Origin of the sequence: Bacillus sp. JJ1474, assembly GCF_036965225.1 — a bacterium.
GTDB lineage: Bacteria > Bacillota > Bacilli > Bacillales > Cytobacillaceae > Cytobacillus.
In genome coordinates this window covers 15,676-36,558 of sequence record NZ_JBALPC010000037.1, presented here as the reverse complement: position 1 = coordinate 36,558, position 20,883 = coordinate 15,676, and the positions used below count along the sequence as shown (strand labels likewise).

The following is a 20,883-nucleotide window of genomic DNA, read 5'->3' as shown; positions in this document are numbered from 1 at the left end:
CCCTGTCCTTTCCCACCCTAAATCCATATGTAACAAGTAAAGGGTGGTGCATTTAAATGAATTTAAAATCAGGCAATATCAAACAGTTTGAGTCTTTTTCACAGTTTAAGAGTTTAGAAGAATTTAATACGCATATTGAAATGTGGATGTCGGTTCATAAGGACAAGCTTTCCAAGGGGGAGCTTGTCGGATTGAAGCGGCTTATTCGCTTTGCGGCGAAAGTGCCGGGGGTGTGTAATGCGAAAATCGGGACGGTGTTAAAGGCGATCCACGAGGAGTTCAACGGCAACGGAATTTCCCGCTCTACCTTCAAAAGAATGATTGCAAAAGCCACTGAGCTTGGCATCATAACCGTCCATGAAACGGAGAGAAAGAACGGTTCACAGTCCAGCAACCTTTATGTGTTCAATCGTTTTCCTAACAGTGAACCACCTAAGAAAGAAAAATTGGACTCCCCTATTAAAACTAGTAATCTTTCTAAAACTAATAATAAAAATAATAAAAAACGTAACGTGGGCGATACGTGTCTCGATTACACCTATACAAGTGACCGTGTGCCTAATGACTTTGTTCAAGTGGTAAAGTACTTTTTTCCTGAAGCCAAAAGCATTGAGGAATTCTGGAAAATGACTAGCATTGCTGCTTATCGCCATAACCGGATAAACGACAGGGAAAGAGTGCTATCCATAGCCATTCAATCCATGAAACAGCTCATACGAAAAATGAAAACAGCTGCCAAGGTCAACAAGCCCCTTGCCTATTACTATGGAATTCTAGATAAAAAATTTCAGGAGCTCTATTTCGAAGAACTTTACGAAGTGGACTTTCCTGTAACAATACATACAGATAAATCTATCGGTCCTTCCTGGATGAGCGAGCTTTTTAGAGACATCATATTTGGTTCTACTGCGACATAATCGGTTTTCCTGACGTATGATCCTGTTCAACTATTCGATGATCGACTTTTCCTTTAAGCACTAAGACAAGGGACCCTTCCACTCGACTCAATTTGGCACAAATCGGGACCAAAATCGTTATTTTGCGTTCAAAGTTCCTTTTTGATGCTGTTTTTTGACTTTTCACCCCCTGTTTTGCGTTCAAATTGGATTTTGATCTGTTCGATGGTCAAATGCTTTCTAAGTATGCTGTAGATAACCCGGGAATACACTGTAAAGCGCGCTTTCTGAAGGGAATTCTAATGGAAAGCTTTGAACAGGTTTCAAGTCAATATACTTTGATGATTCACAAAATTATTTCGTCCTTAAACATCTTCACGAACAAAGATGAATTTTTTCAGATTGGCCTGATCGGTTTATGGGAGGCTTATGAGCGTTTTGATCCAGAGAAAGGGAACTTCACGGGCTTTGCTTACGCTTATATTAGGGGCAGACTGCTTACAGAAATGACGAGAACAAATCGCAATGTGGAGAGAGTGGCACCTTTGAACGAGGAGTTTTGGGAATATATCGAGGATGAGTTCAACTACTGCTCCATGGAAGAAGATATTCTTCTTTCCTATTGCCAGGCTGGAAATTTAACTGAAAACCAGACAAAATGGGTTCTTTATAAATTTTTGAAAGATCTGACCGTCACCGAAATTGCTGCTATCGAACAAGTATCTTTATCTGCCGTGAAAAATTGGCGAACAGGAGCCAAGGAAAAGCTTAGAAAAGTGAATACTGTATTATAAGATCCAAAGGTGCCTGGCTCCACATATTACAAACATCTTGAGTCAAATTCAATATCGTGGCGCCAGCATCTTTACCAAAAATATGATTATTCACAATAATGTAACATTTATTGATTTTGTATGAATTCTAAATCCCTTATTCCACATAACCCTTATATATCAACGTTTCGCAATCGATAGATTTATAATTTCTAGACTTATTTTACTATAGTTTTGCCTTAGAGAAACATATGGGCACTACTCTGCATGGCGGAAAGTGTCTCTTTATAATCTAATAGGATTTAGAAAGGAGACTATCAGTGGAAACTTTAAATTTGAAGTACATAGGTCACACCTTGAAAAGGTTAAGAAAATCAAATCTTTTACGTCAGGAGGAATTTGCCCATCAGTGTAACGAGCTAGATCGAAAAACAATCAGTTTACTAGAAAACAATAAGCAAGTGCCGCTCCTGAGCACGATCAGTTCACTTGCAAAAGGATTGCAGATTACCCCATCTGAACTGCTAAAAGAAATTGAAGATGATTTACTTAAAGGAAGGTATGAAAATTAATAGGCATGTTGCCTGCCAAAGGAGCCGATTCACTTGTATATGAGATCTCGCTATAGAATAACGAAACAGTTTATACGAATGACAGGTTTTTATGATAGTAATGGAAAGATGTGCACACTTGTCACAGAAACTAGGAAAACATTTATGGTAGATCAATCCCCACTAGAAATTCTTGATGAAAGCATTCGCTGCATCGGCTATGATCTAAAAGGTGCTATGATAACATCCAAGCGACTGTTGGGCAATGTTCATCATTGCCCCGTTCTGGTCAACCCCATCCACAGAATTGTCTTGTTTCCGACCAAATCAGCTCTACATGAAGAGTGCACCTGGTTTAACCCCGTTCACATCAAGAGAACAAACAGCCTCAATAACCAAACAACCATCACGTTCAGTAACGGCCAAACCATAACCATCCCAGCGAAACTATCCTCCTTCAACTGCAAAATCAAAAGAGCAGAACATTTAGAGGAAATGACGAGAGATTCTATATTCTTTATTATAAATGGTCATGATCATCGTATGAAGCAACGAAAGAAAAAGGGCAATCACTTGCCTTAGCGGAACGGAAGGATTGATTCTTTAGCCCATTACGATTACTGTTAGTCACCTTTTTTATGAAAATTATTTCGAGGCACTTATGAACTAACGTTTGATTGAACTTTTTCTTTTAAAAATCGAGAGTAAAAAAGTTTGTCCCCTCAGGAATACTAAATCGATGAATAGTATCATTTTTCATCAAAAAGTAAAAAGGCACTTCAAAGATTATTACATTACACTTACTTTCTTACTAGCCTTTTCTGGACCAATTTTTATACCTTTACTATAAATGATAATATTATAGACCAATACGAACATACATATTAATCAAACGTTTGATTAAATCCTTCAAACCCATGCAGGACAAGGGATTGGGACAGTTCAATCAATCGTTTGATTAATGCTCTCTTGCACTGACAGGACGGGCTTCCCTAAGTTTATATCATAATAATTATTAATATTAGTCAATTGATTTAAATTGATATAAAAATACGAACATACATATCAATCAACGTTTGATTAAATTCCCTCAAAGCCATGTAGGAAAAGGGATTGAGACTGTTCAATCAAACGATTGTTTAAATGGGGCTTGAGCAAATGGCCCCACCTAGCTTCTTGCACAAGTAGTTTATGACTTTAGGTTATTTGAAGGCATTACCACCATATTTTGCGAGCAAAATTCACTTGTTCTATAATCGTTGCACAAAAATAGCCGTCTCTGATAAAGAGAGCAGCCATCACTTTACTTATATAAAGCTACTTTGGCAACCTGCGATCATAGTTCAATAGCTAAGCTGAACGACAGACCCATGGCTTTGCGTCCTCATCTTTCAATAAGTTTGCCTTTATCAAATTTTTTAAAAACAAAATTACCATTACTTTTTTATAATTTATATAGTAAAAGGAATAGCCAACGAAACTTAGCAAGATTTCACAAAAAATGTTACATAATACAACAATTATCTATTGATTAATTCTTTAGTGTTTTTTGCATCAAGAACGGACTAGGCACCCTGGTTTCCCGCGGCAGACGTGCCTCCTTCCGTTCCTTATTACCTTTTAGCTGGCCATAGAACAAATTCATTTTCTGGACATTTAAAAATAATATCCGTTCCATTAATATTCAAGGTAATACCTGTTGATTCTAGTGCTTTACCTACATATTGGGACAATTCTTTACCATAAGCGTTTTTCCAATATTTCGTTTGAAGCTCTGCTGCAAATTCACTTCGTGTTGTGAATCCAACTTTTACTGCTAATTCATCCAATTCTTCAGCAATAGTATGACAATAACCACTTGTATAAGGCTTATTTGGTTCTGAACATCCTTTATCAGTAGAATAATGATAAAAACTAGAAACCCCGTCTTCTATATCTGGAAAACTAATATATTTAACCAAAACTTCTATCATGATCTTCACCTTCTTATTAAGCTAAAATGATATTGCCACCGATTGATTGCTTTTCAAGATTCTCAATTCTAGATGGCAATCAACTAGACTAAATACCTACTAGTACTATATATAAACAATACGATTGTCATCAAATTTGTAAATAACATTAAGTCTATTTTGTTTGGGCACTCTGCCGGCCAAAGTAAATTATACAATGCTGGTGACCGCACTTTTATGCCAACTATTATTTAGGACGGTGTTATACGCCAAGATTCGAAAAAGGATATTTTAAACCTTTATAGTAGCTTAGTAATCTTCATCTACTTCTAATAACTCGGCAATACTAGCACGGGTTTTATACGCTAGTTCTTGATCCATAGTGGCTACACCAGCAGCCATGACCATTAGCATTTCATTTATATTTATTTCCTTTACCGTATAAAGGGAGGAATCTTCCTCAATAATTACACGGTGATCCCTTATCCAACTTATTACATCTTCACTTGGATACTCTTTTTCTTCAAGAGCCATATTTAGCTCATGAAATACCCATAATGCACTTTTATAGTGTTCTTCTTCGATACCTTCTGGAACACTTGGAGAACTCCCTACCTTAAAAGCCAAAAACAAAACTACTAAAATTCCAATAATCAAAACCCTTTTATTTTTCCATATCGGTTTCTTATTTACTAGTACTTCCTCAGCTTTTAGCTCACTCATATCATATCCTCCTAGAGAAAAGTTTTATAGCCTTCTTATAAGGCAAACCATTCCTAAATATTTTTTCGTTAAGTTGCCAGTTAATCAATATCATATTCACTTATCCAACCTTCATACGTCCTATTCTCATATTCAAAGGAAACTAAATAATAAGTATCTTCAACTGACCCTAGACGCTGCGTCTCTGAATTTAATATATCAAAATTTATGATTATCCCATTATTAATTTTTATTTCAAAAGCAACTGCATCTTCACCAAGAGAAAACGGAGGTGTTTTATATAAAATTATCCAATCACCTTCTTCAAAAGTATAAGATCGAATACCCCCTACTTCTAATTTGCTTTCTACTTTATAATATAAGGGCGATAGATCAAAAGTAGACTTTAATTGGTCAACTGAGTTATTTTGCGCTGCTTTAGACCAATCACCATCCGGTGCAACAACAAGTTTTGCTGCTGAATAGGTATTCTCAGGTTCGTCTCCTTCTCTATATGCAAATACCATTAATGCATCCGGTTTCTCTTGCTCATAGAATTTCTTTGCGGCATGAAGAAGGTTCTTTTTCAAAATTTCTTCATTTAATTCATGCGGAACTGTTATATATAGATTTCCTCTTTTAGCCCCTGATGTACTAACATCCCTTACTTCATTTAGGGTATATACAGGGTTAAATCCATCGAATGAACCAAATAATTTGTCTGTTGAGGTTCCATCTTTTGTTTCTAAAGTTGTTTCTTTTTCAATTAGTTTTTCTGGTTCTTCACTTTTGTTTTCTTTTAGCGAATCAATTGTGTTAACTTCTTCCGATATTTTATTTACAATCTCTTTTGGCATTAGATATATTATGATTAACATAATAATGAAAGTAATAATTGCCTTTGTAAAAGTTCCTTTTGCTTTCCTATTTCTATTAATTAGCGCTATTATAGTTGAAACAAGCAGAAAGGCTGTAATTATTCCTAACAACCCAATGATCCCGGTCATGAACGATACCATCTCTTCTATAATCCTCACTTTACTGAAACATACTTAAAACCATAAATCTGTATCCTTACTTTTACCAATAAAAACAATATATCATCCGAGCGTTTATTATAAATATTCCACCTAAACCAGTATCAACATTATTCCGAATTACCTTTAATAGTTCGGGATATTCATATAAGTAGAAGTCGAAAATAAAGTTATATTAAAACATTTCAAGGGTAGCACTCCTTATTGCATTAATCGTTTGTATTGAGCCTTTTCCAATAGTTTCATTGCCTTATCAAAATCTTTGTTTAAAGCCAGTTCCTCGGCTGTTCCTTTAAAACCTAGTACCTCTCTATTAATCCCCTTTTCTTGAACATAGTAATAACTAAGTCCAGTAACAACCATAATAACGCTTATTATTGGGACTAAGGTCGGCATTATTCGAACTAGAAACCGTTGATTTGTTCTTCTAGGCTTTCAATCGTGGTTAATTCTTAATTCTTCTTTTTCTATCGATGTTTCAGTTACAGTTGCTTCTTCTTTAATATCATCTTCATGTGTTTCAGTACCACAGCGAGAACAAAATCGAGAATCCTCCAATAGTTTCTCTTCACATTGATGGCAGTACATTTGAACCACACCTTTAAACAATTTATATATGTAAATATTACCATAGATTACAAAAGATATATCAATTCTCATCAAGAATATTAAGTGAACTCCATTAATAAAAAGAAGATTTGCTTGATAGGGCAGTCAATCCTACAGCTTGTTCTCAAAATTGTTTTCTATAATTCATGCAACAGCAACTCCACAGTTTTGAAAAAACTTCTCCGATGATGGTTTTCTAAGAATTTCCCATATAGTAAAATTTAACTAGATTGTAGACATATTATTTGATAAACTCTTTTTGGGATTTCAAAGTTACTATCAGGGAGATGAGCTTTTTGAGGATAAAAAGGAAAATTACTTCATTAGGTTTAGGATGTTGGGTTGTAATTTCGTGTTTATTTAGTAGTTTAGGTGCATCGTCTGCACTGGCAAATGAGGAACAAAATACTCATAAAAACACAGCAGCTTTAAACAAGTATAAGGAATTTAACGGAAAGAATAACAATATTAATTTGAAGAACCAGCCTTATATTGATGGAGAAGTACTTGTAAAATTCAAAAAAAGAACAAACAAAACGTCACTTCTAAAAAAACATAACTATAAAGTCAAAGAAGAATTACCATCAGGAATTACTTTAATAGAGGTACCTAAGACTGAGCAAACAAGTAGTTTTATAAAAACATTATCGGATGATGCTAATATTGAAATTGTACAACCTAACTATCTTTATCATCCATCAAGTATTTTTAATGATCCATACTCAAACGAATTATGGGGTCTTCATAATACAGGTCAGTATATTAATGAGATTAGAGGAAAAAGTGATGTAGATATTAATCTACCAGAAGCTTGGAATTTGATAAAAGAAAAACCATTGAATGAAATAATTGTAGCAGTAATTGACTCAGGTGTGCAAACTACTCATCCAGATTTAGCAGAGCATATTTGGACTAATGAGGCAGAAGCAAATGGAATAGCAGGTGTAGATGATGATGGGAATGGCTATATAGATGACTTAAATGGTTATGACTTTTTCAATAATGATAATACTGTATATGATGAAATTGATGGAGACGAGCATGGAACACATGTTGCGGGGACAATTTCAGCGACTACAAATAACAATATAGGTGTCGCCGGAATTGCACCTAATGTTAAAATTATGCCTTTAAAATTTCTTGGACCTGAAGGTGGATCAACTTTTGGTGCTATTCAAGCTATTAACTACGCTAAGGAAAAAGGTGTAAAGATTTCAAATAATAGTTGGGGAGGTTACGGGGACGATTGGTTTCTAAAGGAAACTATAGAGAGTTCCGAAATGCTTTTTATAGCCGCTGCTGGAAATTATGGAAAGAATAATGATAGTCTTCCATATTACCCTGCTAGTTATAATAGCTCTAATATATTGAGTGTTTCAGCAGTTGATAGCAAGGGAAATAAAGCATCTTTCTCAAACTATGGCAGAACGAGCGTAGATATTGCGGCACCCGGAGTAGATATTCTGAGTACTGTGCCATTTCAAACGCCTTCATTTGGGGCTGCAGCTGAAATAATAGGTCCAAACTATAAAGCTATTTTTAATGGGTTCGGCTTTGAAAACATGATCAATTTTATTAAGAGAAAAGATGCTTTTCAAAAAGCATTGCAATTTTTAGATGCCACGACGAATTCTAATATTTTGTTAGTTCAGGATGATGAGTCCGATACTATTCACCAGTCATATCTTTCTATATATGAAGAATTACTTAGTGACTTAGGATACCAATATCAGGTTAAAACAGTTGCAACAAATACTGATGGCCCAAATTTAACAGGGTTCGATATTGTTATCTGGTTCACTGGTGATGCTTATGGAGAATGGCCTACGCCTACTTTAACAGAAAATGATTTATCATCATTGGACACATATTTAAAAAATGGTGGGAAACTTATCTTATCTGGTCAAGATGCAATATGGTGGAATGAATACAGTGACCTTGTAACTCAAACGCTTGGTATTCAGTTCTTTCATGAAGGACTTCCGTTACCTTCAACGGTTATGGGGGAATCTGGAACAATTTATAATGGTGAAGAATATGAAATTAGCCAAGTGATGTTTGCTGATCTCATAGATGCCAATGCTGATTCTCCCCTAGGAGTACATACAGCAGTGAATTTATCCTATCCAGAATTTCCGATTGGCTACCCGCAGTATGAATTTTTTGACGGTACATCTATGGCTGCACCACATGTTACTGGTGCTGTTGCCTTAGCTATGGGAGTTAACGATAAATTTACACCAGAACAATTAATTGATTTAACTAAAAAAACAGGTAAAACTGTAACTGGCGCGAGCATGACTACTTCTAAAAAAATGGTTGACGCTAAAAAACTGATTGAATCTATAAGTCCTGTTAAGCTTGAGATTAACGAATTGTTTGATAGTAGCCCATACATTAAGGGCAGTTCAGATCCAGGAGCAAAAGTAACGGTTAAGGATATAAATAATAAGACAATTACTTCAGGAACAGCTGATAAAGCTGGGAACTTTAATCTAAAACTAAAATCCAAACAAACAGCTGATACTAAATTTTTCGTTAGAGCTGAATTAGGACTAAGGACTTCCGAACAAATTACTTTAATTGTCAAACAGGACACGGTTAAACCTGAACTAGTAGGGAAATTAAATGCTACTAATATTAGTACCTTTGCTGAAGGAGTAGTAACTGAGGAAGCATCTATTAAGATAACTATCTCTGGAAAGACATATGTGGGTAAGACCGATGTAAATGGGAAATTCAAAATTTCAATTGGGAAGCAAGCAGAAGGAACTGCTGGGGTCATTGAACTCACGGATAATGCTGCTTCAGCAAATATTACAACAATTAATTTCACCATAAAAGATGGGATTGCACCAGTTATCAAGAAAGTAAATCCAATCTATAACACGTCTAATTATATTGAAGGAGAAGTTAGTGAAAGTGCAGTGATAGACATTTTTACTTCTCCTGATAATAAAACTTGGTCAAAATTAAATGTTGAGCCTATCACAACAGATTCAAAAAATAAATTTATGTTCGAATTACTTGAGAAATTAACGAGTACAACAAAAGTCAAAATTGTCGCTACCGATAAAGATGAGAACGTTAGCAAAGATTCCTTATCAACTGTTGTACCAGACAAGAAGGCACCAGTCATTGTAGAACCAGCCATTCTTGAAATTGATGATAGTGGAGAAAAAACAATCGCTGCAAAATTAGATGAGGCGGGAACGGTAGAAGTAAAAGTGGACGGTAATTCGATTGGTGACGCAATTGTTACTGAAAAAGATGGTTCTTTTTCAGTAACAATCCCTAAACTATTACCAAACGCCAAAGTAACTTTCATATTAACCGACACAATAGGTAACAAAACAGAAAAAACTTATATAGCGAAAGATGCAACTAAACCTATCATAATTCAAGATAGTATTATCGATGTGTTTAATACAAGTAAACTGATTAAAGGTAAGGTTAGTGAGCGTGCAACGGTCACAGCCGCAGTTAACGGAAAAGTAATTTCAACTGTAACTACTGATGCAGAAGGAAACTTTTCATTAACTTTACGCAATCGCCTAACAACAAATACAAATATTGAACTAAAAGCTAAAGACTTTTCGAAACCAAAAGGTTTAGAAAGCGAAATCGTAACAATTGTTGTTAAAGATGATACCATTAATCCAGAATTAATTTCTATTTCAATTGCAGATAATTCCACAGCTGTAGTTGGTAAAGTTAGCGAAGAAGCAAAAGTTCAGCTAAAAGTTGGAGATACTGCGTTAAACAGAACAGCTGTATCAACTGATGCACTTGGTAATTTTAAAATCTCTATTCCTAAGCAAAAAGCTGGTACTAATGTTACAGTATTAATAACTGACTTTGCTGATAATAGAATAGAGCAAAATGTAATTGTAGAAGACAAGACAGCTCCAGTTGTTGTAAAACTAGATCCGTTTTATCACGGGACTTCATCTTTCCTTACTGGCTCTGTAAATGAAGCTAGTACAATAAATATATATAAAATTGGCCGTAACGGAAAGATTGAAGAACCTGTATTTATTTCAGGTGCTACGGATTCAGATGGAAAGTTTAGTATACAGGTAGAAGAGGTTTTAGCAATAGGTTCAAAGCTAGGTATTATTGCCGAAGATGAATCAGGCAATAAAAGTGCAACTAAAGTTATAACAGTATTAAAAGACACAGCTGCACCTACATTGAAAGTCAATTCAATATATAATGATACTGTAGTAATAGAAGGTACACTTAATGAAAAAGGAACTGTAACGGTTCTTGTTGGCTCAGAGGAGATTGCAACAGTGGATACAAATGAAAATAACGAGTTTTCAATTAATCTCAATGGACCACTAGCAGGTAGAACCAAGGTAACATTTATTTGCGAAGACACGGTAGGAAACAAGCGGACATATACTCAATATGTAAAAACGTCTGCAGCACCTGTACCTTCTGCCTATTAAATAATAATATTAGATAGTTTGAATTACCAGTTTCAGCTTGTGAAAATTCCCTTAATAGATTTAATATAACAAGTAATGTAATTTTCTAATTTGAAAAAGAGAGCTACCGCAAGTAACGGTAACTCTCTTTCTTTTATTTATTAGTTAGATGCAACACCGTTTTTAACTTGGTTGCCATTAGCATCAGTTAATTCAGCATTCTTGAAATCTACTGTAATTTTGTCTGTTAAAGTAACAGCGTTTGTTAAAGTAACTTTCAATTTACCACCTTCAATAGCTGGTGTAAATGCAGCTGAAGTGCCATTAACTTTTACTTCGATACCTTCGAATAAGACAGTATCTGCATCGATATCAGCTGATTGAATTGCTTCAGAGAAGCTAACAACCGCTACATTACTTCCGTTTACAGTTAATGCAGAATTAACAGTTGGAGCAATGTTTTCAGTTAAAGCTAATTGAGCTGTGTTTTCTCCATCAGCTAGCGTGTTTCCATATGCATCTTTTAAGTTAGAAGCAGTGAATGTAAATGTTCCATCAACAGTTACAAAACCTTCTGGTAATGTAATAACCACTTTATTTTTGTTATCTACAAACTTAATGTCTGTGTTTGCAGGAAGAACTTTTCCACCAATTGTGTAGTTAGATGGAGATAGTACAGAATCAGTCATTCCATCTGCATGTGTTCCAGCAAATGCTACTGTGATCACATTTTTATCTTCACTAATTGTAGTTGTAACAACTTTTCCAGCTTCTTGATCAGCTGATTTAGGTCTTACAACATTAAGTGTAATGACTTGTGCATTTTTGTTTGTGTAGTTGTCTTCTACTTTATTAGCAGCTAACTCAAGAACATAAGTTTTGCCAACTTCAAGTTGCGTTCCAGCAGCAAGAGTAAGTTCAAGCTTATTAGTTACTGTTTTTCCATCTACAACAGGATTTGCTGCAGCAGTTACTGTTAATGAAGTTGAGCTTTGATAGATTCCATCAATTGACTTAACAGTTAATGATGCAATGTTTGCTGGAGAAACAACATCTTCATTGAATGAAAGAACTAATTTACCATCAGCTTTTGCTTCTGCGCTTACTAATGAAGCAGCTGTTTTATCAGCAGTAAATGTAGAATTAAATTTAACTTCTTTCATTTCATTTGGAGTTGATGCTTTATCAGCAAATCCTTTAACGATCACTTCTGAAGTAAAGAAGTTTGTATTGTTAGCAAAAAATGCACCACTATTTGCTTTTTGAACATCTACTACAAAAGTTTTATTGTCTGTTGTAGTAATGTCATTTGCAGCAACTGCAGTCCCACCAATTGAAACAGCACCTTTAGTTACTTCTTCAGAGAAAGTTAATGTTAACTTGTTTCCATTTGTAGATGTAGCAACCGTTGGAACAGTAGAATCTACAACTTTAGCTGGAACCGTTAAAGAAAGTGTAAGATGTTCTGCTCTATTTGTTTTTCCAGCAGCATCATCTGTTGCACCTACGATATCAATTGTATAAGTTTTACCTACTTCTAAATCGCCTAATACAACTTCTCCTTTAGTTAGATCGCTTGATTTCGGAGAAACTTGTACACCATTTACAGAGATAGTTCCAAATGAAGATAGTTCTTCAGAGAATGTTAATGTTAAGTCTGCAGCTGTATCAGAAGTATGAGTGAATTCTGTTTTAGCAACTGCTGGAGCTACAACATCATCATATGAGAATACTGTATTGAATTCTTCAGTTTGAATTACAGAGTTATCTGCAGCTTTTTTAGCTGTATCAAGAGCTTTTACAGTTAATTTAGCATTTGTTACTTCCGTGCTATCTAAAGTATAAGTAACAGATTTTCTATCTTCAGAAAGAGTTGCCGCTGAATCTGTTTTATTTTCTAGAATAAAAGCGTCTTTTAATTGTGCTTCAGTTGTTCCTTCAGCTAATGCAGAAGTAAAATTAACAACGATTTGTTTAGCATTAAGTGCACTAACAGACTTCACTTTAGGAGTTAATTGACTTTCAACTTCTTCTAAAGTTTTTACTAGTGTAGCTTTCATAGCTGTATTTTTTACTTCTTTCATATACTTAGCAGCTTCAGCAAGGTGCTTTTCTACATCTGCTGAGTTGTTAGCATCAAGAGCTTTTTTCGCTAAGTCTAATTCGATTTTTACAGATACTTCGAATTTTACGCTGTCACGTACTGCTTCAGCAGACTTTTTGTATTGAGCACGGATTTCATCACGTGTAGATTGTCCGTAAACGCGGTCTAAAAGGATTGCTTGCTTACGAATTTCAGTAGATAGCGCATGGTATGCAGCTTCTGTCTTGTCATCAATAAGGTTTTTCTCGATTTGTGCTTCAAGAGCTTGTTTCTTAACAGTAATTTTTTCACCAGCTGTAATAGCATCGATGTAAGCCATTGTACGATTAATATGTAGAGTTACATTTTGCTCGATGTCAGCAAGGTATCCTGCTTTTTGAGCTGCAGGTAATTTGTTGATTGCTTTTACTGCTGCATCACGAGCTGCTTTCGCTGCATTGTATTGTGCATATGGACGAGTTTTTCCATCTGCAGAACCTTCTGTAGAGATTGCCCATTTTAAAACTGTGCCAGCATCCTTAGCTTTTTTCACTAAAGTTTGAACATCATTTGCTGCTGCGTCAGCGCCAGCTGGAGCTGTTGCAACGAATGCAGATGCTGCGATTGCTGTTGCACTAAGTACTTTAATTGCCTTTTTCTTGTTCAAGATAAATCCCCCTAGATAGATATTTATATTATTATTGTAATATACCAACATTATGTAAGGCTGGTGAATTGCCCCTACAAGGAATATATTAAAGTAATTTTCTACCTGATTAAATGCAAAAAATATGCCAACAGGTCATGATTTTGGTTATAGAGGATAAAAATAGAAAACGATATTTCGTTCCTACCAGTAAATTAGTAATAAAAAAATCAACCTACCAAAAATAGGTTGATTCATAGTATTATTGATTTATTTCATATTTCCATAGATCTGCTTGATTACGGAAGTATAAATCTCCTTTTGAATCTTGAGCCAACTCATAAGCCCCTTCCTCCATTAGAGTCTCCACTTCCATGGTCTTCCGATCAGCTTTAAATAGCTTTCCTTCTACTGTTCCGTAGATATTTCCATCTATACCTTCGATAATTTTGGCGTTACGGAAGCGTCCTGATATGAGCTCTAGAATTTGCTTTGTTCTTATTTCCTTAGTATCAGGATTGTAGGAAACTAATGTTCCATCTGCCATTGCCCAGATTGTACCCTCTTTGTCTGCTATTAAACTTGTAATCATGCTAGCATGCAACGGTAAATGAATATATTCCTTTTCTTCAGGAAAGTCAGGTCTAAATCGGAAAAACCTTGCTCCACGTTCATTTACTTGGTAGTTTGCATGAATCGAAGTGCCTCCGTAGATAAATTTTTCATGATGTAAGAATGAAACAAGACTTTGATTGTAAATATAATTTTCATAGACTTCCTGTTTATCCTCTTTTAAATCGTAGACAGCTAACGCACCACCACCTAAGCTTGTTTCCGGATATGTGCCGACAAATACCTTATTAAGTTTTGGAACTGCGGTAATAGCCGTAGAACGTTCCTGGCCGAATTCACCTAGTCGCATAATCACTCTTGGATTAGTTAAACTCCAAGGCTGAGATAAATCCAGTTCTAGCACTCGGGATTTTGGATAAGCACCAATATATAATTTATCCCCCATAATGGTCATGGATTCAATTTGACTAATATCCTGATGAAGTACAGATTGATTAGTGTTTGTATTATAAATAGCTAATCCACCGGACATGTAACCATTAATAAATATATGCTCTCTTTTTTCATCATGAATCATTGTATATAGCGTTACAGGCTGAGGCGGTAACTCAAGCTTAGTAATCTCATTATATCCCGTATCTAAATTGTACTTTAATACATTTCCAGCATTATCAATTAATCCTACAAGTGTAAAACCCGGATAATTTTCATCATTTAGTTCAACAAAATCTAGCGTCAGCATCTCAGTCCCCATCAATAAAGGAACACCTAAATCAATATGCTCTTTATTTTCTAAATCATACTTATAAAGGCTATTATGTTTAGAATAATAAATAGCATCCTTATTTGGTGACAGTAATGAAACGGTTCTTGAATTCAGCTCCATTTCATCAACCTTTTCTAAAGTCTCCTTATCAAAAACAACCAATCTGTTCGATGGATCCATTCGAGCATATATCTCATTTCCGATTAAGCGAATATCACGAACATATTTATCGTTCTTATATTCTTCTGGAAGAAATGCTGTTTTCTTTTTCGTTTTTAAATCAAACTTTACTAAATCCGCCTTGGATCCCACACCTATATATAAGGTGTCGTTCTCTTGATCATAGGCAATGGACTTAGCAAATTCCTTCCTATATAAAGCTTGCCCATAGTTCACTAACTCATCCATATACGAATCATATTTAAATACAGAGCCACCGTAAGCAGTCGAACCGAATACAACGCCGTCTATTACATCTAAATCTTGAATGGCGGTATCCTTCGGTAATGTTAGTTTATTTCCGTGATCTCGAAACTCTTCAGTATTTGGATTAAAGCTATATACATTCCCGTCCGTTGTTCCCCCAACCCAAACGGTTCCATCTTCATCCACATCAAGTCCCCACGCACTTGTAGAATTAGACAGCGTATATGTATTCCTTAATTCATTGCTGTTCAAGTCCACAACTGCTAAAGCAGACGGGGTACCGTGCATCACAAAATACATATAAGGATTCCCTTGCTCATCTGTACCAGCTGCTGAAGTTAAAGCTGATGTTTGAAACACCTGTGGTCCAAGCAAACTTGCATAAAACTTTTCATCTTCAATTATTTCTCCATCTTTACTCTCAAATTCATTTTCATAATCACCTTGGTTCTCAGCAAATCCCTTTGTTTGTCCAAATGACAAGAATAGAGGCAGTATCACTAAGAGCATTAATATCTGTCTTCTCATCCAATCTTCTCCCTTCTAGAATAGTATAGCAAAAATTACAGTATCAGGAAGGTTTTTCCTACCCTTAATAAAATTCAATTAAAAATCTAAGGAAAACTAGCTTTTCAAAGAATAATAGTAAAATGTTCTAATAATATCTATTTTTATGAAACTATTTCCACTAAACTTTTGTCTATTTATCTAGAATCTTTTACAATAGTAATATGATAAATTCATTATGTTACCACAAATTCCATTTATTTCATATCAGGAGGTTTATTCATGAAAAATAAGAAAGCGATAAAAATAATTAGTGCTTCTGTGGTTGCAGCTTCCGCTTTTGTATCAACCGTTTCTACTGGACCAGAGGCAGCTACAGTAAGCCAAGCAGATAAGCTTGTCCAAGCGGCTAAAGCGGCTGGAACTGTGTTAAAATGGGCGATTTCTATAGAAGGGACGGCTGACGGGAAGACGCGTCCATGGACGGCATATAACAATGCAAAAGTAGCTTATGATAATGTGGTAAAAGCCGTTAATACGTTACCAGCAGCCCAAAAGAATAAATATTTAGCTGAACTTGATCAAGAAGTAAAACTTCATATTGATCGCACAATGCGGTATATTGATGCCATTACAGCCGGAGAAAAGATTAAGGAAAAACAACAAACTTTGGCTTATCAACTGGACATAAACACGATCAATGATCAAACAGAGAAAGCCTATCATGAGCTTTCAACAGAAATTCGCAAACAAGCGATTCTTCTGGATCGTGTGTATGGTCAAACAACACGTGACCTAATTCGCTCTCAGTATAAACAAGCAGCCGAAAAGGTACGTGATAATGCAAGATATGCTGTTACGGTGAAAATTGAAATTGACTTAGCTGCTAAAGCATTGGCGGCTAAAAATACTGCAACAGCTGAAAAGCATATTGCAGAGGCAAAAAAATACTTAAATAATGTAGACAATGCTGTTATTAAAAAGGGATTAACGGATCGATTAAATTCATTAGGTGTAACACTTACTCCAAAGGTAGAAAAAATCAGCGCAGCTGAGCCAAAACGGATAAAAGTGGATTTCAACAAAGCCATGCTTGCCGGATATGGAACAAATGGTGCTGAAAATACATCCAACTATACTGTTAGCGGCAGAACCATTAAAAATGTTAAGCTTTCAGAAGATAAAAAATCTGCTCTAATCGAATTATATGATCCGCTCTATACTAATTCTGCTTATTCCGTTACAGTGAAACGCAATATCCAAACAGCTGCATATGAGACATTAGGCAGCAACGACTTTGTCACTTCATTCACGTTTTCTGACAATGCTAAACCTACTGTTACATTCGTAACTACAGATTCGAAAGGAAATCTTGAGATCAAATTCTCAGAGATGATTGATTCAAACTCACCGATAAGTGTTACTCTTAATGGAAAAGAAGCTAGTGTTAATACACTTTATAATGATACGGATACTGCTGTTATTCCAAAAGCCGAACTTGATCGCCTAGGTTTACAAAAAGGAAAGAATTATTCTATCGTAGTTACTGGTGCTAGAGATTTAGTTGTTAACTCACCAAATACGATGAATAAGTATAGTGGCACATTTCTCTATAATTCTTTAGCGGATACTTCTCTCCCAGTAGTAAGAAGTGTACAAACTAAAGGTGAGAGAACGTTCACTATTGAATTTAACGAAACTCTTATTGACCTTACTGCTAGCCATCTTGTAATTACAAAAGGCAATTCACCTATTCGCCCTACATCTGTCAAAGACATTTCAGGGAATAAAACAAAGTTTGAAATCGAGCTACCGACTTCAGTTTATGGGACAAACGAGAGCTCTGTTCGATTGAATGTACAAGTGAAGGATTATAAGGACCTAGCTAATAATGTTGGGCGGGCAACTGATCATACTGTAAACTTGACGAAAGATGTTGCACCTCTTAAGTTTACTCGTGCAGTCTATGATAATAAGGCAAATGAGTTTCATATATTTTTCGACAAACCGCTAAAAACAGGTACGCCTTTAGCAGCGAACATTACCGCTTATGATCCAGATGGGAATCTATTTACACCTAAGCTTAAGGCGAACAATGACAACAAAATGATCATTGATGCAAAATTACTGCCTGATGGGGATTATACTTTTAGTGTTAATGAGGGAACAGTTAAAGATAATTCGAGCTCTCAAAATGGAAATGAATGGTTTACAACTTCAATTACAAAAAGAGAGGATATGGAAAAGCCAAAGGCTACAATCCTTGCATCATCAGTAAATGGTCAATTCAAAGTCTCATTTAATGAGCCAGTGACAGAGGAGTCAGCTACATTACATTCAAATTACCAACTAAATAAGATTTCGTTACCTTCAGGTACCAAAATTGATTTCAGCAGTGACAAAAAACTCGTAACGATTACCTTACCTGAAGGTCATATTGAGAAATCTGGTACACACACAATTACAGTTACTGGTGTAAAGGATCCTTCTGGTAATGTAGTGGCCAATACCTCACTTGCTATTACTATTAAAGAAAATAAACAACCTGAGCTTACGTCTGCTGTACTTGTAGGCATTAATATTAAACTTACATTTTCAGAAAATATTAACCTTTTGGATAACGGAAAAACTAGTTTTGATATTATGATTGATAACAGTCCAATACTTGCAAGCGATTATAAGGTAGAAGGCAACTCTAGCAACAAAAGAGAAATTATTATTTCTCCTGTAAGCAACAGTAATTTATTTACATCCGGTAGTATAATAATTGAAACAAAAACTATGGCAACGATTAAAGATGATGCTGGCAATACAATTAAAGCGGGAATTAAGAAAGAGATTTAGTAAGCTAAAGCAGATTTTCGTCTTTCACGATCTCCTTTCATAGTTTTCTCTTAAAAAAGAGGAGAGTCAACTGTATTAAATAGTTGACTTTTCTTTGTTTTAACTTGACTTTATAACCGCCTATATATATATATCCAGTATTATGTAATAGGGCGAAATTTTACATTAAGGTTATAGTATTGGTTCCCTTTAGTAAAAGCCCCTCTTTGCATTAGTCCATTTTCACTAAAACAAACACCTTTCCAGTTACTGTGCTACTGTAACATAAATGACGACTTAATGAACTCCATCTTTCGCTGTAAAGTAAACGGTTTCTCTTATACTTCAGCAGGGACAGTAATTAATCTACCTACTCTTACTAATGCTCTATTTACATTACTGCTTGTGTAAGTAGTTTGTGAAGTAACAACTTCAGTAATTCCATCAGATTAATGAGAAGAAATTTCTAATTGGTATGCGCTGCTAAGTTCTAGCGTGTCTAACTCTGCCTACATTTCTTTATCTTGTATTTAGCAATAAAAGTGTAATTGGCCTTTTCCGCGGTTGCTAAAGCTTTTTATGTACCATTTATTGCTGTGAGTTGACCAGTAATATAATAGATTCGCTTAAAACGTTTTGAATATCATTTTCTGATAATCGTGCTTAATTCAATAGAAAATTTTAGTTAATAAAAGAATAGCCTCGCAAAGATTTTCTCTCCACAGAGTTTTTCTAAAAATGCGATTCGACATATTTCGTGTGGTGACAGTGGTTGGCCCCCTTATATTGGACATATATAAAGATACGAAATTTCTACATTATTGGGAATGACGAGAAAACATACAAATGTCGAAATTAAGATCAAATCTGTACTTCAAATTATTGGTGGAGACAAATCTCAGTAAATAGAGGTCGCTAGAGATCTAAATTTGCACCGTGATACTATTAATCGCTGGGTTAATGCATATAAAGATAGAGGGAAAAAGGGCTAAGAAAATCCGCATTCACATAGTTCCCCTCAATCCAAAAATAGCAATAAAAAAGTTAGAGAGTTAGAGAAAAAACTCAAAGAAGCAGAATTGGAGAATGAGATATTAAAAAAGTTCCAGTCCTTTCTCAAAGAGAGCAAATAAGCAAGAAATTTGAGACTATTTCTTTTTTGAGAAAGGATTATCCACTTGTTCTTCTTTGTCGTGTATTAGGGGTTTCAAAAAGTGGCTATTTGCTTATCTTAATAGACCTAAAAAGCAATTCTCAAACAAGGTGTAAGCTTTTAACGAAGATAAAACAGGCATATAATCTTCATAAAGGTACCTATGGAGCTTAAAGAATTGCAAAATACTTAAAAGAAAAAGGTATTATTGATAATCATAAAAAAGTAGCTCATATTATTAGAGAAGCAAATATTAAAGCATTAGTAAGGCGGCCTAAACCAACAAAAGAAACAAAAGGGCAGGCTGCTGGATATGTATATAACAATCTTTTAGAACGGGATTTTCACGCCAATCACCCCAACCAAAAATGGATTACAGATATGACAGAATTCCAAGTAGAACAAGAAAAGCTATATATATCAGCATTGATGGATTTATTTAATAAGGAAATTCTCGCCATAGAAGTAAGCTCTAGCCCAAGAGCTTATTAAAGCTACCGTTGAATCAGCTCGAAAGAAACGAAAATTAAATACCCTTAAAGGGTCATTATACACAGTGACCAAGGAAGTGTTTATAGGTCATTTAACTATTATAACCTGAGCAAGACTTTGAAGTTTACACCTTGTATGTCACGTAAGGCGAACTGTGGGGATAACACCGTGATTGAAAGCTTCTTTTCTCAATTAAAAACAGAATTCCCTTGTTTCTATCCCAATATTCAATTAGAAACATTTCAACAAGATATAAATCAATATACCCGTTACTACAATGAAAAACGAACCCAATACAAGCTTGGATTCGTTTCTCCTAAAAAAGTTACTATCTACACTATCAAAAAGCGATAAAATGTCGTATTTTGATAGTGTCTATATTTTGTGGTCTAGACCACAGGTACCTTCACCCACTATTAATTATAAAAAGGTTCTGCAGAGATTTTTCTCTACAGAACCTT

14 protein-coding genes and 1 riboswitch are annotated in these 20,883 nt (G+C 35.1%); of the genes, 7 read left to right on the top strand and 7 right to left on the bottom strand.

Translation table 11 applies throughout. The features are described 5' to 3' along the window. Positions 1-56: 56 nt before the first annotated feature. The 4 genes from V7164_RS05855 (at position 57) to V7164_RS05840 (ending at position 2,802) form a co-directional block, all read left to right on the top strand. Entirely contained in the window at positions 57-917 is an 861-nt protein-coding gene (locus tag V7164_RS05855) for a hypothetical protein (protein ID WP_335353615.1), read from the top strand. Between the two features lie 281 nt (positions 918-1,198). Then, a complete protein-coding gene (locus V7164_RS05850; protein WP_335353614.1) occupies positions 1,199-1,690 on the top strand; it encodes a sigma-70 family RNA polymerase sigma factor in 492 nt (163 codons plus the stop codon). A 299-nt stretch (positions 1,691-1,989) separates the two neighbouring features. Then, positions 1,990-2,241 carry a helix-turn-helix domain-containing protein gene (locus V7164_RS05845; RefSeq protein ID WP_335353613.1) on the top strand — a complete coding sequence of 84 codons (252 nt, stop codon included), beginning with the start codon at positions 1,990-1,992 and terminating at the stop codon, positions 2,239-2,241. A 39-nt stretch (positions 2,242-2,280) separates the two neighbouring features. Further along, positions 2,281-2,802 (top strand): competence protein ComK, encoded by a 522-nt coding sequence (locus V7164_RS05840; protein ID WP_335353616.1) that lies wholly within the window; start codon positions 2,281-2,283, stop codon positions 2,800-2,802. A gap of 739 nt (positions 2,803-3,541) precedes the next feature. After that, positions 3,542-3,635, bottom strand: a riboswitch (cyclic di-GMP riboswitch). Between the two features lie 198 nt (positions 3,636-3,833). Here the strand turns inward: V7164_RS05840 and V7164_RS05835 are convergent. From V7164_RS05835 to V7164_RS05815, 5 genes are all read right to left on the bottom strand, one after another. Next, the gene (locus tag V7164_RS05835) at positions 3,834-4,193 is read right to left on the bottom strand and encodes a hypothetical protein (protein ID WP_335353612.1); all 360 of its coding nucleotides are present in this window, start codon (positions 4,191-4,193) and stop codon (positions 3,834-3,836) included. A gap of 288 nt (positions 4,194-4,481) precedes the next feature. After that, positions 4,482-4,895, bottom strand: a complete 414-nt coding sequence (locus tag V7164_RS05830; protein WP_335353611.1) for a hypothetical protein — start codon at positions 4,893-4,895, stop codon at positions 4,482-4,484. Between the two features lie 80 nt (positions 4,896-4,975). Continuing rightward, on the bottom strand, positions 4,976-5,881 hold the full coding sequence (locus tag V7164_RS05825; protein WP_335353610.1) for a hypothetical protein: 906 nt from the start codon (positions 5,879-5,881) through the stop codon (positions 4,976-4,978). A 231-nt stretch (positions 5,882-6,112) separates the two neighbouring features. Next, positions 6,113-6,307, bottom strand: coding sequence for a hypothetical protein (locus V7164_RS05820; protein WP_335353609.1), 195 nt, complete (start codon positions 6,305-6,307; stop codon positions 6,113-6,115). Positions 6,308-6,346: 39 nt separating this feature from the next. Further along, complete coding sequence (locus V7164_RS05815) at positions 6,347-6,499, bottom strand: zinc-ribbon domain-containing protein (RefSeq protein ID WP_335353608.1); 153 nt, start codon at positions 6,497-6,499, stop codon at positions 6,347-6,349. Positions 6,500-6,816: 317 nt separating this feature from the next. Between V7164_RS05815 and V7164_RS05810 the strand changes: the two genes are divergently transcribed. Beyond that, positions 6,817-10,974 (top strand): S8 family serine peptidase, encoded by a 4,158-nt coding sequence (locus V7164_RS05810; RefSeq protein ID WP_335353607.1) that lies wholly within the window; start codon positions 6,817-6,819, stop codon positions 10,972-10,974. 140 nt (positions 10,975-11,114) lie between these two features. Here the strand turns inward: V7164_RS05810 and V7164_RS05805 are convergent, their stop codons facing one another. Further along, entirely contained in the window at positions 11,115-13,703 is a 2,589-nt protein-coding gene (locus V7164_RS05805) for a hypothetical protein (RefSeq protein WP_335353606.1), read from the bottom strand. Positions 13,704-13,944: 241 nt separating this feature from the next. Beyond that, complete coding sequence (locus V7164_RS05800) at positions 13,945-15,975, bottom strand: WD40 repeat domain-containing protein (protein ID WP_335353605.1); 2,031 nt, start codon at positions 15,973-15,975, stop codon at positions 13,945-13,947. A 261-nt stretch (positions 15,976-16,236) separates the two neighbouring features. On the opposite strand from V7164_RS05800, the gene V7164_RS05795 reads away from it, so the two are divergent. After that, on the top strand, positions 16,237-18,798 hold the full coding sequence (locus V7164_RS05795) for an Ig-like domain-containing protein (RefSeq protein WP_335353604.1): 2,562 nt from the start codon (positions 16,237-16,239) through the stop codon (positions 18,796-18,798). 1,759 nt (positions 18,799-20,557) lie between these two features. Continuing rightward, positions 20,558-20,776, top strand: a complete 219-nt coding sequence (locus tag V7164_RS25650; RefSeq protein ID WP_438824703.1) for an IS3 family transposase — start codon at positions 20,558-20,560, stop codon at positions 20,774-20,776. The last annotated feature ends 107 nt before the right edge of the window (positions 20,777-20,883 follow it).